16 protein-coding genes and 1 pseudogene are annotated in these 16,312 nt (G+C 34.0%); 13 read left to right on the top strand and 4 right to left on the bottom strand.

What is annotated here, in order from left to right; genetic code table 11:
• Nucleotides 1–328: 328 nt before the first annotated feature.
• The 5 genes and pseudogenes from IWX83_RS08070 to IWX83_RS08050 all read left to right on the top strand — a co-directional run bounded on the left by IWX83_RS08070 (nucleotide 329) and on the right by IWX83_RS08050 (nucleotide 4,292).
• Complete coding sequence (locus tag IWX83_RS08070) at nucleotides 329–802, top strand: hypothetical protein (RefSeq protein ID WP_066081925.1); 474 nt, start codon at nucleotides 329–331, stop codon at nucleotides 800–802.
• A gap of 533 nt (nucleotides 803–1,335) precedes the next feature.
• Nucleotides 1,336–1,889: pseudogene (locus IWX83_RS08065) on the top strand (transposase).
• Between the two features lie 187 nt (nucleotides 1,890–2,076).
• Nucleotides 2,077–2,685, top strand: coding sequence for a heme-binding protein (locus IWX83_RS08060; RefSeq protein WP_196828903.1), 609 nt, complete (start codon nucleotides 2,077–2,079; stop codon nucleotides 2,683–2,685).
• A 355-nt stretch (nucleotides 2,686–3,040) separates the two neighbouring features.
• Nucleotides 3,041–3,562 (top strand): hypothetical protein, encoded by a 522-nt coding sequence (locus tag IWX83_RS08055; protein WP_196828901.1) that lies wholly within the window; start codon nucleotides 3,041–3,043, stop codon nucleotides 3,560–3,562.
• A 100-nt stretch (nucleotides 3,563–3,662) separates the two neighbouring features.
• Nucleotides 3,663–4,292: a hypothetical protein gene (locus IWX83_RS08050; RefSeq protein WP_196828899.1), complete on the top strand. Its 630-nt coding sequence runs from the start codon at nucleotides 3,663–3,665 to the stop codon at nucleotides 4,290–4,292.
• Between the two features lie 92 nt (nucleotides 4,293–4,384).
• Here the strand turns inward: IWX83_RS08050 and IWX83_RS08045 are convergent, their stop codons facing one another.
• Complete coding sequence (locus IWX83_RS08045; protein WP_231379878.1) at nucleotides 4,385–5,941, bottom strand: DUF2254 family protein; 1,557 nt, start codon at nucleotides 5,939–5,941, stop codon at nucleotides 4,385–4,387.
• Between the two features lie 284 nt (nucleotides 5,942–6,225).
• Here IWX83_RS08045 and IWX83_RS08040 point away from each other — a divergent pair, with 284 nt between their 5' ends.
• The gene (locus tag IWX83_RS08040) at nucleotides 6,226–6,618 is read left to right on the top strand and encodes a DUF2721 domain-containing protein (protein ID WP_196828896.1); all 393 of its coding nucleotides are present in this window, start codon (nucleotides 6,226–6,228) and stop codon (nucleotides 6,616–6,618) included.
• Between the two features lie 69 nt (nucleotides 6,619–6,687).
• Here the strand turns inward: IWX83_RS08040 and IWX83_RS08035 are convergent, their stop codons facing one another.
• Nucleotides 6,688–8,805, bottom strand: a complete 2,118-nt coding sequence (locus IWX83_RS08035) for a TonB-dependent receptor domain-containing protein (RefSeq protein WP_196828895.1) — start codon at nucleotides 8,803–8,805, stop codon at nucleotides 6,688–6,690.
• A gap of 135 nt (nucleotides 8,806–8,940) precedes the next feature.
• On the opposite strand from IWX83_RS08035, the gene IWX83_RS08030 reads away from it, so the two are divergent.
• The 6 genes from IWX83_RS08030 (at nucleotide 8,941) to IWX83_RS08005 (ending at nucleotide 12,542) form a co-directional block, all read left to right on the top strand.
• The gene (locus tag IWX83_RS08030; RefSeq protein ID WP_196828894.1) at nucleotides 8,941–9,837 is read left to right on the top strand and encodes a DMT family transporter; all 897 of its coding nucleotides are present in this window, start codon (nucleotides 8,941–8,943) and stop codon (nucleotides 9,835–9,837) included.
• 68 nt (nucleotides 9,838–9,905) lie between these two features.
• Nucleotides 9,906–10,259: a DoxX family protein gene (locus IWX83_RS08025; protein ID WP_196828893.1), complete on the top strand. Its 354-nt coding sequence runs from the start codon at nucleotides 9,906–9,908 to the stop codon at nucleotides 10,257–10,259.
• A gap of 4 nt (nucleotides 10,260–10,263) precedes the next feature.
• Nucleotides 10,264–10,872, top strand: coding sequence for an alpha-ketoglutarate-dependent dioxygenase AlkB (locus IWX83_RS08020; RefSeq protein ID WP_196828892.1), 609 nt, complete (start codon nucleotides 10,264–10,266; stop codon nucleotides 10,870–10,872).
• Between the two features lie 45 nt (nucleotides 10,873–10,917).
• Entirely contained in the window at nucleotides 10,918–11,745 is an 828-nt protein-coding gene (locus IWX83_RS08015; protein WP_196828891.1) for a sterol desaturase family protein, read from the top strand.
• A 117-nt stretch (nucleotides 11,746–11,862) separates the two neighbouring features.
• Complete coding sequence (locus tag IWX83_RS08010) at nucleotides 11,863–12,141, top strand: DUF2805 domain-containing protein (RefSeq protein WP_066081282.1); 279 nt, start codon at nucleotides 11,863–11,865, stop codon at nucleotides 12,139–12,141.
• A 59-nt stretch (nucleotides 12,142–12,200) separates the two neighbouring features.
• Entirely contained in the window at nucleotides 12,201–12,542 is a 342-nt protein-coding gene (locus tag IWX83_RS08005; protein ID WP_073353472.1) for a hypothetical protein, read from the top strand.
• A gap of 274 nt (nucleotides 12,543–12,816) precedes the next feature.
• Here IWX83_RS08005 and IWX83_RS08000 read toward each other — a convergent pair whose 3' ends face one another.
• Complete coding sequence (locus IWX83_RS08000) at nucleotides 12,817–13,683, bottom strand: L,D-transpeptidase (RefSeq protein WP_196828890.1); 867 nt, start codon at nucleotides 13,681–13,683, stop codon at nucleotides 12,817–12,819.
• Nucleotides 13,684–14,004: 321 nt separating this feature from the next.
• Between IWX83_RS08000 and IWX83_RS07995 the strand changes: the two genes are divergently transcribed.
• Nucleotides 14,005–14,721, top strand: a complete 717-nt coding sequence (locus IWX83_RS07995) for a 3-ketoacyl-ACP reductase (RefSeq protein ID WP_196828889.1) — start codon at nucleotides 14,005–14,007, stop codon at nucleotides 14,719–14,721.
• A gap of 217 nt (nucleotides 14,722–14,938) precedes the next feature.
• On the opposite strand, the gene mtaB is transcribed toward IWX83_RS07995, so the two are convergent.
• Nucleotides 14,939–16,267, bottom strand: coding sequence for a tRNA (N(6)-L-threonylcarbamoyladenosine(37)-C(2))-methylthiotransferase MtaB (gene mtaB / locus IWX83_RS07990; RefSeq protein ID WP_196828888.1), 1,329 nt, complete (start codon nucleotides 16,265–16,267; stop codon nucleotides 14,939–14,941).
• Between the last annotated feature and the right edge of the window lie 45 nt (nucleotides 16,268–16,312).

Genomic DNA, 16,312 nt, shown 5'->3' with positions numbered 1-16,312 from the left:
TCGGGTTTTCAATCCGCCCATAAGGGACTTACACCCTCTGGAAAAATACACGCTGTAAGTTTTGTTTTCTAATTCGACAATTTGTATTTTCGAATTTTTATTCAAGCTTACAGCGTGTGTCCTGCTCATGCAGGGCACACACACACGCTAAACGCAATTGCTGATTTACGTTAACGGGAACTTGTAGTTTCACGAATTATATTTATCTAGGCAGAGAGAACTCGCCTCGCTTGCATCAGCAACTGACGTTTAGCGCGGGAACGTTAGCGGATATTTTGAGGGAAACGACAAAATTCGAGGAATAAAACTAAAAAAAAGAATCAAATAAGTGGAAAGAATTGAAACATTAATTCAGATAATTATTGGATGTATAAGTGTTTATTTTATTGGAAGAATAATTTTAGATAAATTTAGAGATATAAAGAAAATATCAAATAAAATTAACGATGAAACAGAACAGACAAGTGATTTAAAAATATTTTCATATGTGTACAGAAATGTATTATTAGACTTTGGAACTGAATTTAATTATTGTAAATTTTACTTTTATGAAAATGAAATTTACTTGTATTGTAGAAATACATATCCAACAAATATTTATAAAGCACCTTTTATTTTAAAATACAATGACGAAAATGATTATTCATATTTCAGTAAATTTATTTTAACAAAATTTATTCTAAACGGAAATGATTTGAAAATTCAATTCAAAAATAAAAATCTAATTGGAACAAAATTGACACTTAATATTGTGAATATATCAGAAGATGATAAAAAAGTTTTAACTGAAAAATTTAAATAGAAAAAACATCCGCTAACAGCTAAGGGTTCGTTGGGCTTGAAAAGCCAACAATGAACCCGCGGTTGAACGGAACCGTTTACATGCCGTTAACTTTATGGAGTTATCGTAAAATTAGTAGAAGGATTATCAAGAGGATTTAGAGTCCTCTTTTTTTTGTCGTATCATGAAAGTGGTTTTTATCGTGATTTCCTTCACATTTACTCATAAAATCCCTTACCCATAATGCTAACTTTCACAGGGACTTGAGCTGTGGCTATCGCCAAGATACCAAGCAGGCGGACCACGCTGGTCAAAAACCGCTATTCGATGCAAATTGCCTGTTTTGCAACAAGGGCATTTGGGGAGAAAAGGCTTCTTCTCTACTTTTTCTAATACTTTTACTTGTAGCTTTTCTTGTAAAAGTTTTAATTTTGTCCGTTTCCACGTGCTATCCCGATCGCGCTGGTATACCACAATCGGTAGCGCAGTTTTGAAAAATGTGCCCACACTATTGAGCAAAAATTAGTGAGCAAAAAATACAAATAACACAAAAAATGTCTACAAAGTATAAAGCCACAACAACCGAAGATGCTTACTTCATTACGATAACTACACTGGGCTGGGTAGATATTTTCACCCGATTAAATCAGTATGAACTTATCATTCAAGCGTTACACCATTGTCAAAAAACAAGGGTTTAGAAATCTATGGCTATTGTATTATGCACAGCCATATTCATCTGCTTTGCAAAGCAACAGATAGTTTTATGTTATCTGATATGATGCGTATTTCTAAAAAATATACCTTAAAGAAAATTATTCAGACCATTATAGAAGAACCAGAAAGTAGAAGAGAATGGATTTTGGATTATTTTAAAAAAGCTTGTCAACATTTAAAACAAGAACAACACTAAAAAGTTTGGCAAAACGGCTACCATGCGGAACACATTTACAGTAATAAATTTATAAAGCAAAAAATGGATTACATACACAATAATCCTGTGAAAGATAAAATTGTAACGACGCCCGAAGAGTACTGTTTTAGTTCTGCAAGAAATTATGCTGCATTAAAAAATGAATTAGAGGTGATTTTATTAGATTTATTTTAGTTGCCAATTGCAATGGGCACAGTTTGCAAAACTGCGCTAACGATTCCCTGAAAATAAGAGAGAGTCAACACAAACAATAATAATTAGTAACAATTCGATTACACATAGTAGGTTCAATACTAAATTATAGCTCCTTTTTTACAGATGCCACTTTTTTATAGCGTACCTTACAGATTAAATGAAAATCATGAAAGCACTATACATCATCCTCGGAATTGGATCCGTTATCTTCATCGGAACTCAACTTTTTGCCATGAGCAGTCAAAAAAATATAGAGACCTATCCCTACAAAGTAATCAAGAAATACAAGAACTTTGAAATACGAACCTACGAAGCCACTTTGTTTACATCGGTGCAACTTTCGGGAAATAAATACAAGGAGTCTTCTAGTAAAGGTTTTTCAATTTTGGCAGGCTATATTTTTGGTGGAAACGACAAAAATGAAAAAATAGCCATGACTTCACCGGTAGCCATGTCTCTTGATGATTCCATGACGATGATGTTCATGGTTCCAAAGAAATTTAAAAAAGAAACGCTTCCTCAACCCAATCAATCCGAGATTAAATTTCGCGAGGAACCTGCAAAAACAGTTGCTGCGATATCCTTTGGCGGTTGGGCTAACGATCAAAAGATTGCTACCTATAAACAGCAATTAAAAGCTGCTTTAAATGCCGAGGGAATAAAATACACCAATCGATTTTACTTTTTAGGCTACAATGCACCTTACGAAGTTTTTAATCGAAAAAATGAAATTATAGTGGAGTTGGAAACTAGTATTCCACAAATCGCACGGTAGATTCAGTAAATACCGCGGCTTCCTGTTTTAAGGCTAATTTTAGAACACCGTTCGGAAACCCAATCAATCCGAGATTAAATTTCGGGAGGATATATCTCACAGGAACTATAGCGCGATTTTATCGAGTTTTCTTTTACCTTTTAGTCTACGACAAATCAACTATATTTACAAAATAGTTAGAGCGTTTTGAAAACTTTAATTTTTTTTACACTAAATAAGATTGACTTTAATTCCACTGTGTAATAAATGAAAAAATACTATTCCATTATATTATTAATATCAATTATTAATCTGGGATTTTCACAAGTAAAAAAGAGACTTTTTTACTTGTGAAAACAAAGTAGAAATAACAGAATTGAACTTTTATAAGCAGAAAAATCCTCAAAAGAATTTAGGTTTATATTTTGAAAATGATACCATTGCACTGTCCTTACTGATCAAAAGAAAAAACGATGGTCAGCTTAATGACAGTATTTTTAAAAATTTAAAAAAATCTCTTTCCGCTGATGTAAAACTAACTAATGAGCTAATGGTAATCGTTTATTATCCTGGAAAAGACCAAAGTAATAGCACAGAAATAATTTCCGAATGGAACATTTTCGATGCTGATTATTTAAAAAAACTAAAGCGAATCGGTACCTACAATCATTTTTGGATTTATAAAGATGATGAAAACTTAAAATATTATCATCCAACTCAAGTAAAATGGGAACAAGATAACAATCAACTTATTGAAAAATTGTTTTTTAAAAATCATTATCCTTGCTTTAGCGCTGTAGTTATTGACAAAAAAGGAAAATATAGCACCTACTTTGGAGAGTTTGGGAAAACTGAAATTTGGGAGCTAGCCAAAGAACTAATGGAAGAGAAAAATTAGGATAAAAAAAAATAACAACTTTGGCCAACAACTATTTTAATATCTTTGAATTGCACGAGTTCAGTTAAAACATAATAAGTAAACAACTAAAATAATACCGATGAAAAAAATAATAGCAACGCTAATTGTAGTTTTGAGTTTTATTGCTGCTAAAGCCGCTGAAAAAGAAATTATCGCAGACGTAGTTTTTGAAAACTTAACCGGCCAAGAACTTAAATCTGGCGAATTTTTCATAACCGAAACAAATGAAAGAATTGCGATTAATGAAACTAAAAGTTTCAAAATATCATTGCCTGGCACAGGCAAATATCAATTTGGATTTACAACAAAGGACTTTACGGCTTACACCTATTATCCCGCGAGAATTACCGCCAAACAAAATATCATAACAATTCGATTAGTTGCAAAAACTGAAGCGACTTTTAATACGAACACGTTCTCCTTTCCAATGAATTTAGACACAACTCTGACTAATAAACAAATGGAACAACTAATCATTGCTGGCAAATTAAACTTTATTATGCACGGACTGGACAACAAAATACCAAAAGAATTCGCTGTTTTCAAAGAAAAATACGGAATTGGTCTTCGTAAGGAGAATTGTGTGATGGACCCAATGTCGTTTAAAATAGCAACTGAAAACAATCAACTGATTGCTAGTTATTTAAATAAACAATATGGAAATGATTGGGTGAATGAATTGCCAAGCAAACCATTTGGAATCAAATAAAAACGTTCTAAAAAAAATCATCAAGGATTCACAAAACATTTTCCATGACAGTCAATAAGTATAGGGAAGATAATCCTAACCTATTGTACATTTTACGATATCAATTCATTTCCATTTACGCAAATGGATTCATCAAAAATTTTGTAGACTTTAAGGTATTTAATGGCCTCGATTTCGGCATTTGTAATTGCTAAATTATCCGAATAATGATGCATCTCATAATGTTCAAGGACCCCTTTTTGTTCTAATACTTTGATTTGTAGTTTCGCTTTCTGTCTAAAATTAGCCAATTCCAGCTCAATTGTTGTCAATTTTTCTTTTGATATTTTAAGATTTCCATTTTTATAATTGGACAAATTATAAATTTCAAGCAAATCCATTTCCTCTACTTGCTGGATTAAAATCTTCAAATTAAACGGATTGTTTACCAATGGCAGTATGATTCGTATGGATCGAATGATTCGCTTTACCACAGTTGGATCTTGTTTTCCCCACTGAAAAATTTGATCATAACAAAAGTCGATAAACTCCTCAAAATTAAATTCGTTGATTTGAATTTTTTTTGATCCTAACGTTCTCGAATCTGCTGAAGGAAATTCTTTGATGGCTAATTCTTTTGCAATTTCGCCAATTTGATCAATACAATTCAAGCAAGTAGTAGGGTCATTCACTGCGGGCGAAATGGCTTTTATTGCAATGTCAACTAGTTTTCTAACGCCAAAATTAATATCCTGCGTATGACTCCTAAATTGGGCCACCTTAAAAGTATCTTTTACTATAATGCTCACTTCCTGTTTCAAAATATTGATTTGACTAGGTTTGATTTCCTCACTAAAAACTAAGGCCAAAAGTGTAGTAGTGTCTTTCATGATAAACTCTCCTACAATGGGTTTCTGATAGGCATTCTCAAAAAGTGACCCAACATCAGACTTCAAGATAAATTCCGATAATTTTTCCAATTTTTTATAATTCACGCTGTCCAAATAGCCCGTTTCAAAAGGACTGAGGATTAGAATTTTAAATGTATCAGGATTTATGACAGCACGCTTATAAAGTAGATTTTTTCCAACAATCCAATTTTCGGGATACAAATTAGTAATCTCCTCCATCATGTCTATTTTAATTCGATTGGTGATACTAGAAACATTCATATTGACACTTAAGTAGGTAATCATCTTAGGATAGGACCAAGCCAAACCATAAAAAGCAAAAAGAGAACCCACAAAAAGGGTTAATAAAAAAGGTCTTTGATAAAAAAACACCGAAGCCAATTGCGGCAAAACGCACAATGATATAGTTCCCACAAACAACCCAATAAATTTTTGCATTTTAAAATCCGTAATTAAAAAATGCCGTAAAATTCGGGGTGAAAATTGTGAAGATGCCAATTGCATGACTACAAAAATCACTGAAAAAGTAGTGAGCGAAATTCCAATTAGGATCGAAATCAAAACGTTAGAAACTGCGATCAACCGAGAGTACGTGTCGAAAATATTAATTTTAAAAAGCACTCCAAAATCTATATTGTACTCTAAAATCATCAAAGCAGAGCCAATAACCAGCGCATAAACAGCACCTAAAAATGTTCCTAAATCTTTTAATTGATGGATAAATATATTTTTAATCTTATATTTAAGTTTTTGTGTCATCATTGTTTCTTTAAAAAGTAAAACTACTAAAAATCAGTTTAAAAATTCGAAAGTAAGCACAGATCGCTATCTTTTTATTACAACCAGCACAACCATCATATAATAAAAATGACACTCTTTATTGATCTGCAGTTGGTCTTATAAAATTGTATGCAAAAATACCTCTTAATTAATGTATTGTTATTTACTTTTGTTTGCATAGAAATAAACCGTTTTATTTCCTCCAAAAATGAGGCAACTACCATCGAGTTAGTATCCTTTCTCTAATTTAAACTGTATTACTAATGACTTTACAAATAGAAACTCCTGCCCTGCTTTTTGGTGCCACATCGTTAATTTTATTAGCTTATACCAACCGGTTTTTGACACTTGCCACAATTGTTCGAGGACTAAAAAAAACATACAAAGAAAAAGAGAACGATATGATTTTACTGGAGATCAAAAATATGAATTTACGTTTGACGCTCATACGCAACATGCAATTGGCAGGTGTGTTGAGTTTATTCCTTTCCGTTTTTGCCATGCTCCTGTTGTTTATAGAGCAACAGACGGCTGGAATTTATCTTTTTGGATTGAGTTTATTAGGATTATTGATTTCGTTAGGATTGTCGTTTTGGGAAATAAGTATTTCCGTAAATGCCTTGCGTTTGCATTTGAGTGATTTGCTTCAGAAATAATTTTTTTAAAAAGACATAAAAAAGAGCTGTAAAATTAAATTTCAGCTCTTTTTTAGTTAAAGCAAAACACTACTGATTTAAAATCCCGTCTTCTTCCTTCTTCTCTTTGTTTAATAAATTCGGATTTTCTTTGGCTAATTTATTTTTTGTCGGAATCTTGTAATTAAGACTGAAGCCGAATTTCCTCGTATCTTGTTTACTGCTTATAAGCAAGGGCGTTTCAAACGAATTGAAAGCATTTCTATTGGTATTCAAAACATCATCCGCAAAAATAGAAAGTGTTAATTGCTCTTTCAGAAACTTTCTAGAGAATGTTAAATCCAAAGCGTTTCTGATGGGTTCCACGGCTATGAAATAAAAGTAATTGCCTTTAGGAATAATGTAATTATAATTGGCCACAAATTTTATCTTTTCTGGCAATACAATTTGCGACATTAAGTTAAACATCCAAAAGCCGTTAGTATCAACATTTGGAATTTGGTGGTATTGATAGCCGGCATACACATATAAAAAATTCATGGTGTCTGGATTCACATTCATTTTCAAAGTTTCGGTTAAACCTTTGGTAAACAACATGTACGGAATTGGCATTCCAACACTAAAATTATGAATCTTCACCTCGGGAATATTTTCATTAGTGTTGACTACCAAATCAGCATCAAGCGTGACTCTATTTATCACTTGATTCTTAGCTGAACTGATATTGTAACTAATAAAAGCGTAATCAAAAGCACTCAATTTTACCTCGTAATTATCAAAAATAGTAGGTTGTAAGTTGGGATTACCGGAATAATCTACGTTTGGATTTTGATAGTTTGTATTGTTTGGGTTCAAAGCCGAAGTACTCGGTAACGTGATTTTTTTATTGTAATTCACGTTAAAATTAACTGAATTGCTAAAATTATATTGCGCACTTGCATTTGGGAAAAATCGAAATTGCTTAAAAGTACTCAAGACAGCCACATCTGTTTTACCAGTAATGTTGTACTCCTCGGCGCGACCACCCACTATAAAATTCATTTTGTCAAATTTAGTATGCACTTCTAAATACGAGGCCGCGGTCCTCCTTTTATACTCTAAATTGGGAACACCTCTGCTAGCTGCATCAAAAAGCAACTCTTCGTACAAAGCACCCAAACTCACTTTTCCTTCATCAGAAAACTTGATTGGTTGCGAGTAATCAACCTTTGCATTGTATAAATTTTGATTCGAAGAATTGGCTAAAGTCACTGCTGAATTCCCCACTGGACTTAATTCAAAGTCATTAGTATTGTTGTTGTAATTCAACTTGAATTCTAACTTTTTGGCTGTATTTTTAAACTTTTTCTGGTAGGTAACCACAGCATCTTGGCGCAAGCCTGAACTCATAGAGGCATCATTAGTGCTAAAACTAGGTCCATTTCCAAGCGTGTAACTGTCATTGTTGTTTTGAGTCAAATCGTAATTCAAGAGCAAACGATCGTTGCCAATATCAAATGTCAATGCCGATTTGATAAAATTGTTTCGTCCCACACGATCTGCATCTGTTTTGGAAAGTAACGAGTTCATCCCATTTTCCTGTTTTTCCAAAGCTGTCCACACCGCACTTTCTCTATAATTTTGACCCAAATTCAACTGCCATCCAAAATATTTATTCTTAGCACTCAACAAAAGACTGTTGTTCATTCTCCACCGCACCTGATCATAACTCGTAAAACTTGTACTGTTAGTATAAGTGGCACTCAAGTAATTCTTCGCATTTTTATTAGTAATAATATTCAAAATCGCTCCACCAGAAGTAGCGGGAAATTCAGCTCCAGGTTGTGTAATAATCTCTATTTTTTCAATAGCATTGGCAGGCATTCCCTCTAAAAAAGCGTTCAGTTCAGTAGTCGAAATATTTAATGGTCGACCGTCCAAGAACACATCCAGTTGTTTTCCCTGGTACATCATTCCTGCAATATCCGAGGCTATTACCCCCGGAAGTTTTTTTATTCCTTCCAATACCGAGCCTGTGTTTAAACTAGGTTGGTCTGAAAAATTAAAAATAGTACGGTCTGCTTTTTGCTCGATTGCTTTTTTTGTTTTTATAACAGTAACCTCATTTAATTCAGTTGTTTTTTCGGGAGCTTTTTCAGGAGTAGTTTGAGCAGAAACGGCAAACACACTTGCAAAAGTCATCATGGCGATTAGACCTAATTTTCGCATATTTTTTTATTTGATTTTTGCTATAAGACTTTGTAAGATAATATTTGTTACAGTTTTTCGAATAATTTTAGTCCCTAAAAAAATCTGTCGTAAATAAATTCATCTATCTTTGCCCGCTTTTTAAAATTGAAAAAAATGATAAAAAATAGTGTATTAAAAGGAGTTTTACTAGTTGGTCTAGGTGCTACGAGCTACGGAATGCTGGCCACTTTTGTAAAAATAGCCTACGGTGAAGGTTTTACCACGCCCGAAGTTACCATCGCTCAATTTGTTTATGGAATTACGGGAATGCTGTTGATTAATCTTTTTCAAAAAGTTAAAAAAGGAAGTGGTGTAGTTAAGGCATCCAAGAAAAATATTTCTCAATTAATGCTGGCAGGAACTTCCTTAGGGCTGACTAGTATTTTTTATTATTTGGCTGTAAAATACATTCCTGTTTCGATTGCCATTGTTTTATTGATGCAAACCGTTTGGATGGGTGTTTTATTCGAAATGATTCTAGAAAAGAAAAGACCGTCAAACCAAAAAATAATAGCTGTCATTATCGTACTTTTTGGCACAGCGCTTGCCACAAATCTCATACAAAGCAAAGTAGATTTAGACTGGCGTGGCATCGTTTTAGGATTTTTAGCAGCGACCTCCTTTACGACAACAATGTTTACGGCTAATCGGGTTGCTAGTCATGTTTCCTCAGCACAACGCAGCCTTTATATGCTGCTTGGAGGCGCAGTAATTGTAGCTGGATTTGCCATAGCCACACAAACAGGGGCATTCAATTTTGAGATTTTCCTAAAATGGGGACTTATACTAGCGCTGTTTGGAACTATAATTCCGCCTTTGTTGTTAAATGCCGGTTTCCCGCTAACAGGAATTGGTTTAGGAAGCATCGTTTCGGCCCTAGAACTGCCTGTATCAGTACTAATGGCGTATTTTCTATTGAGCGAAAAAGTAACTCTGATCCAATGGATTGGCATCATTTTGATTATTTTAGCGATTGTGATTATGAATGTTAATTTTAAAAAATTCAAGTAACTTCAATTTGACCGTATTTGCTTTTATTTCATTTAAATTTTTATAAATTCGTACTAAATAACTTTATTATGAATTTACCTTGGCATTTGTACGTGATGGCTTTTATTTACTTTATTGCTGGATTAAACCATTTCAGAAACCCGAGACTGTACCTGAAAATCATTCCTCCGTATTTTCCGAATCCAAAATTATTAAACCAAATTAGCGGTTTAGCCGAAATAATTCTAGCAATTGCATTGTGTATCCCAGCGGTTTCAAATTATGGCGCTTGGGGAATAATTGCCTTATTGATTGCTATTTTCCCAACGCATCTCTACATGTATTTTGATGAAAAAGCGAGAATGGGCTTGCCTAAATGGGTTTTGCTTTTGCGAATGCCTTTACAATTACTATTAATTTTTTGGGCCTACCAATATACCTAATCCCGTGAAATCACTCTTTGAATCTTCATCAGAACCAGTATATCTTGACTTGCCAGATGCTGAGATTATTTATTATCCTCACTTTTTTGACAAAGAAGAAGCTGATCTTATTTTTGCCAAATTAGAGTCAGAAATCCCGTGGCAGCAAGACGATATTAGGGTATATGGTAAAATTCATCCGCAACCTCGTTTGACCGCTTTATTTGGCAATGAAGGAAAGCCGTATTCTTATTCTAATATAACCATGCAACCGCACCCATGGAATTTACTTTTGCAAGAGATAAAGGCAAAAATCGAAACCGTCGCGGCTACTACTTTTACAACGGTATTACTCAATCAATATCGCGATGGAAAAGACAGCAACGGCTGGCACGCCGATAACGAAAAAGAATTAGGCGTAAATCCGGTAATTGCATCGGTGAGCTTTGGTGCAGAACGAGCGTTTCAACTGAAGCATAATTTTGAAAAAGAGTTAAAAAAAACTATTATTCTGGAACACGGAAGCTTATTATTGATGAAAGGGACAACACAACATTTCTGGAAGCATCAAATTCCAAAAACAACAAAGACTATCGGCTCCAGAATAAATGGTACTTTTCGGGTAATCAAGTAGATATTGTCTTAAAAATGTAGTAGATTTGAAATAAATATTCTAATCATGAATGATATAATTGCCTATTTTTCTACTATTCCTTCATCACATAGAAGTTTAATTCTTGTGGGTGGCATCACTTTTTTCTGGCTGATAGAAAATGCATATCCCCTTTTTAACTTCAACTACAAAAAATGGCATCATGCGGGTATCAATATTTTTATGACATTTACCACTATTGTAGTCAATTTTTGCTTGGCTTTCATCTTGTTGAAAACAGCTGATTGGACTATTGCAAACCATTTTGGCATTTTGCAATGGCTACCTAAAATGTCGGTATGGCTTTATGCGCTTGCGGGTCTGCTGCTACTGGATCTAATTGGAGCCTATCTAGTCCATCTAATAGAACATAAAACTAAAATCCTATGGCGATTCCATTTAATTCATCATACGGATACATGGATAGACACCACCACAGCAAACAGGCATCATCCTGGTGAAAGTGTGATACGGTTTACCTTTACTGCGCTAGGTGTTTTAATCATTGGAACCCCCATGTGGCTGGTTTTCCTTTACCAAACCCTATCTGTTGTAGCAACGCAGTTCAACCATGCTAACATCTCGCTACCAAAAAAAGTAGATACAATCTTGAGTTATTTTATTGTTTCTCCAGACATGCATAAAGTACACCACCATCATGTTCTTCCTTACACGGATAGTAATTATGGAAATATCTTCTCCATTTGGGATAGACTTTTTGGTACTTTTATGACGCTCCCTAAAGAGGAAATCGTTTACGGCATCGATACGCATCCCCATCCTGAAGAGCACAATGAACTAAAAAATTTATTAAAAATACCCTTTCAAAAACAACCTTTAAAAAAAAATCAGTAAAAAATATAAAAAAAGCAATCTTTTGATAAAAGCTAAATATTTTTTTCTTAATATTGGTATTAAATTAGAATTGTAATTTATTAATCATTAACACTTATTTGAATTAATTTTCACGTGATGAAAAAGAGTAACCGAAAAGAATTGAACTGGGAGCAAACAGAAAAACTTGTTACAATGGCTTTAGAAGAAAAAAACCCTTTTGAAATCATCAAAAAAGAATTTGGTCTGGCCGAGAAAGAAATTCTTGAGATCATGAAAAAGAAGATGCCGGCTGAAAAATTCGAAATGTGGAAAAAGAAAGCGACTGCAAACAAACCAAAACCAAAACCCGTTAAAATTGACGATTTTGATGAAGATCTGGATGGTAAATATTATATAAAAAACAAACTTGACTAAAGACAAAACTCCTGAATTTCAGGAGTTTTTTTGTTTATTTTCTTTAAAATCTAATTAATGTGGTATCAGTACTAGTAAAAAACGATAATTTTATTTTCGAAATTATAGGACTTCATAAAATTTGGGCAATGGAAAGCAAAATTATTGTACCAAAAACAAGCATCATCAGAGCCCACCAAGAATCAGAAGATTTTACCTTTTGGAAAGGCTTTAGAATGCCAGGAACTGAAATCCCAGGATTAATTGCTGCCGGAACATTTTATAAAAAAGGCAGGAATTTTTGGGACGTCATGAACAAAAAAAATGCGGTGGTGGTCGAATTAAAAGACCATTATTTTAAAAAATTAATAATAGAAGTTCAAAACCCAGAGGAAATACTGCATCTATTAAACACGAAATAATCCACTTCATCACTGCAATTCGAAGACCAAAAACACTAAAGATCTAATTCGGTCTGCTCCAAATTTAACGCCTAAAAATTATAGTACAATTCTAGAAATCTCCAAACCTTACTTCGTAGTAAAGGTGTTTGCAACGGTACAAAATAATTTTAAAACTAAAGCTGAATACCACAAAGCGCTTCTTTCGCATTTAATTACAACAAAACAATATAAACGTAGCTAAAGAAAACTGGCCAAAGTAATACAACTTGTTCCAACAAAAATCGCAACGTATTTATTTTTGAGAACGCTGAAAATCCTGTCTAATTTTTTGTTCTTTCAGAATAGTATTTAAAAAAGGCTTTGTTACCGATTCAACTTCACTTTCAGAAATATCCAATACTTTAGGATCCGTAACTAATTGCAACCATGGTTTAGAAGCGGCAAAATCATAGGCGCCAAAAACGATTACCGGAGTTCCTTTTACCTTTACCGTTTCTGGATCGGCTAATTCCCATTGCTCTGCCCAATCATACAATTTGCGCGCATCCTTTTCTTGCAGTCTTAGACAAGAATGAGAAGCGGGATATCCCGGTAAAGCATATTGATGCCATCCCACACCCAATTTATTTTCTATGTTAAAATTCCAATGTAGTTCCCACTCATCATCAAAAGTACTGGTGGTTTGCTCTGCTTTCCAGTTTGTAAAAAAAAGACCCTTAGGAGTTTTATCTTTTTCACGTCCCATATTAGTAGGACCAGTGTAAACTAACTGCCCTTTTTCATAGGCCGCAAAAGTTTGTGTAGGATACGAAAAAAAAACAATCTTATTAACTTCTTTCAAGGAAGAAACCTCTAATGGAAATGGGAAGTAAAATTCTATATCTCCGCTACTATCATCTGGAATAACAACAGAATCCATTTCTTTAAAATTAGCTTCATCTGTTCTATTAAGGGCGTATGCAATATTTAATTGCGCAGCATCATTACTGTTTTTTGACAAAAATTCTTTAGCACTTTCGATATGATAGGCCATTTTTTTTGGCTCGTGTCTCTCTTTGACAGTAACAGTTTCAGTTGTTGTATCCTGTTTATCTTGTTGTTTACAAGAAAAAAACAAGATTGCAATACTAATATTTAAAATAAGGGCTATTTTTTTCATAAGAGGATTTTATTATTTTTGTGAATAATTATTTGCAAAAATGATCTTTTTTACAAAGTTGATTGTTACATAATTATGATATTTTCTTGTCTTATTTAAATATTGGCAAAACTTAAAGCCGACACCGCTTTACACCAAATGGCTCCATTTAATGGTTGAAGAAGTTATTTGCTACCAAGTAAGCACAACCTATAACAAGATCTTAAGCTTCTTTTTTAGAACTACAAAAACGTTAATACTATGCCATTTTACATTTTAGTACCGCTTAAAAAAAGCTAAACACTTAACTTTGCTAATCACGTCACACAAAAAGAAAATAAGATGAACGACTTAAAAAATAAAAATGCACTGATAACCGGTGCCGGAAAAGGAATTGGTAAAGTAGTTGCTATCGCTTTAGCTAAAGAAGGGGTTAATGTAATCCTAGTTGCCCGAACACAATCGGATTTAGATCAAGTAGCGCTAGAAGTGAATGCTTTAGGAGTTAAATCATTAACCCTTATTGCTGATGTTGCCAACATTGATTCAGTAAACGCCGCAGTAGATAAAGCCTTATCTGAATTTAAAACAATTGACATTCTAATCAATAACGCGGGAATTGCTGCTTTTGGTAAATTCCTCGAACTAGAACCTGAAGCTTGGGAACGTATTATCCAAGTCAACTTGATGGGAACGTATTATGCGACACGTGCCGTTTTACCAAATATGATTGAAAGACAAACTGGAGATATCATCAATATTTCCTCGACGGCAGGATTAAGTGGAAATGCGTTAACCAGTGCGTACAGCGCTTCAAAATTTGCGGTTTTAGGATTGACAGAATCATTGATGCAAGAAGTTCGTAAACACAACATCCGAGTTACAGCTTTAACACCAAGCACTGTTGCCACTGATATGGCCAAAGAATTGAAACTAACCGATGGAAATCCTGATAAAGTCATGCAAGCCGAAGATATGGCCGAATTAATCATCGCTCAGCTTAAATTAAACCGTCGCGTTTTTATCAAAAACAGTAGTATTTGGTCTACGAATCCGTAATTCGTTTATATTTTTACATACAGGAGCGGATGCATAAAACACAAAACCATTAAGAAAATAAGTTTCATTAAGTTTTTCGCTTAATTTCTTAATGTCTTAATGGTTTAAAAATTTTAATGACTTGATTTAGTACACCCTACTATTTTTAAAAGCTCCTGCACTTCATGTTAGTCCCAAAAACTTAAATGACTTATATGTTTAAAAAATGATTTAAGCTTTACACCAAAACCGAAACAAAATCCATCCGAACGCTTCCATCTTCATCGATTTTAGTCAAATTGATTTCATGCAACGTATTTACTAATTCGGGATTCCAAGGTGTTTTTACTTTTACGTAATTCTCTGTAAACCCGTGAATATATCCTTCTTTATTTTCACTTTCGAATAAAACAGTTCTATTGCTACCTAACTGACTTTCATAAAAAGCACGGCGTTTTTTTACCGACAATCCACGCATCATTTTACTTCTTTTCACTCTTACATTTTCAGGAACTACGCCATTCATTTCGGCCGCTTCTGTATTATCACGCTCCGAATATTTGAAAACGTGCAAATAAGAAATATCCATTTCATTTAAAAAATTATACGTCTCCAAGAAATGCTCGTCCGTTTCTCCGGGAAAACCAACAATTACGTCCACGCCAATACAAGCGTGAGGCATGACTTCCCGAATTTTATTTACTCGTTCTGTATATATTTCACGTTGGTAACGTCGTTTCATTAATTTCAAAATGTCATTGCTACCGGATTGCAACGGAATGTGAAAATGAGGAACAAAAGTCCTGCTTTTTGACACAAATTCAATCGTTTCGTTTTTCAATAAATTAGGCTCAATAGATGATATTCGCAATCTTTCGATTCCTTCAACCGCATCCAAGGCTTGAACTAATTCCAGAAAAGTATGTTCGTGTTTTTTATTTCCAAATTCTCCTTTTCCGTAATCGCCAATGTTTACACCGGTCAAAACAATTTCCTTAATGTCTTGCGCTGAAATAGCTGCCGCATTTTGCAATACGTTTTCTAAAGCATCACTTCTGGAAATTCCTCTTGCTAGTGGAATCGTGCAATACGTACATTTATAATCACAACCATCTTGCACCTTCAAAAAAGCACGCGTTCTGTCCCCTATCGAGTAACTTCCCACATAAAAATCTGCTTCAACAATCTCACAAGAGTGCACTTCACCAAAGTCATTTTTAGACAAATCATTAATATAATCTGCTAGTTTAAATTTTTCGGTGGCTCCAAGAACTAAATCAACCCCATCAACTGCCGCCAACTCCTCAGGTTTCAATTGCGCATAACAGCCCACCGCCGCAACAAATGCTTTATCATTCAATTTCATTGCTTTTTTTACAATCTGCTTGAATTGCTTATCCGCATTTTCAGTCACAGAACACGTGTTTATCACGTACATATCAGCCACTTCTTCAAAATCCACACGATCAAAGCCTTCGTATTCAATAGAACGAGCAATCGTCGATGTTTCGGAAAAATTTAGTTTGCAACCAAGCGTATAAAAAGCAACTTTTTTTCTTTCTGTCATATTCTTTTTGTTTGTGCGAGTCCCTTACTTCGTCGGGTCAGGCTA

It is taken from the genome of Flavobacterium sp. CG_9.1 (assembly GCF_015751645.1).
GTDB classification, from domain to species: domain Bacteria; phylum Bacteroidota; class Bacteroidia; order Flavobacteriales; family Flavobacteriaceae; genus Flavobacterium; species Flavobacterium xanthum.
Note: the sequence above shows the minus strand (reverse complement) of the source record. Positions and strands in the feature narration are given on the sequence as shown.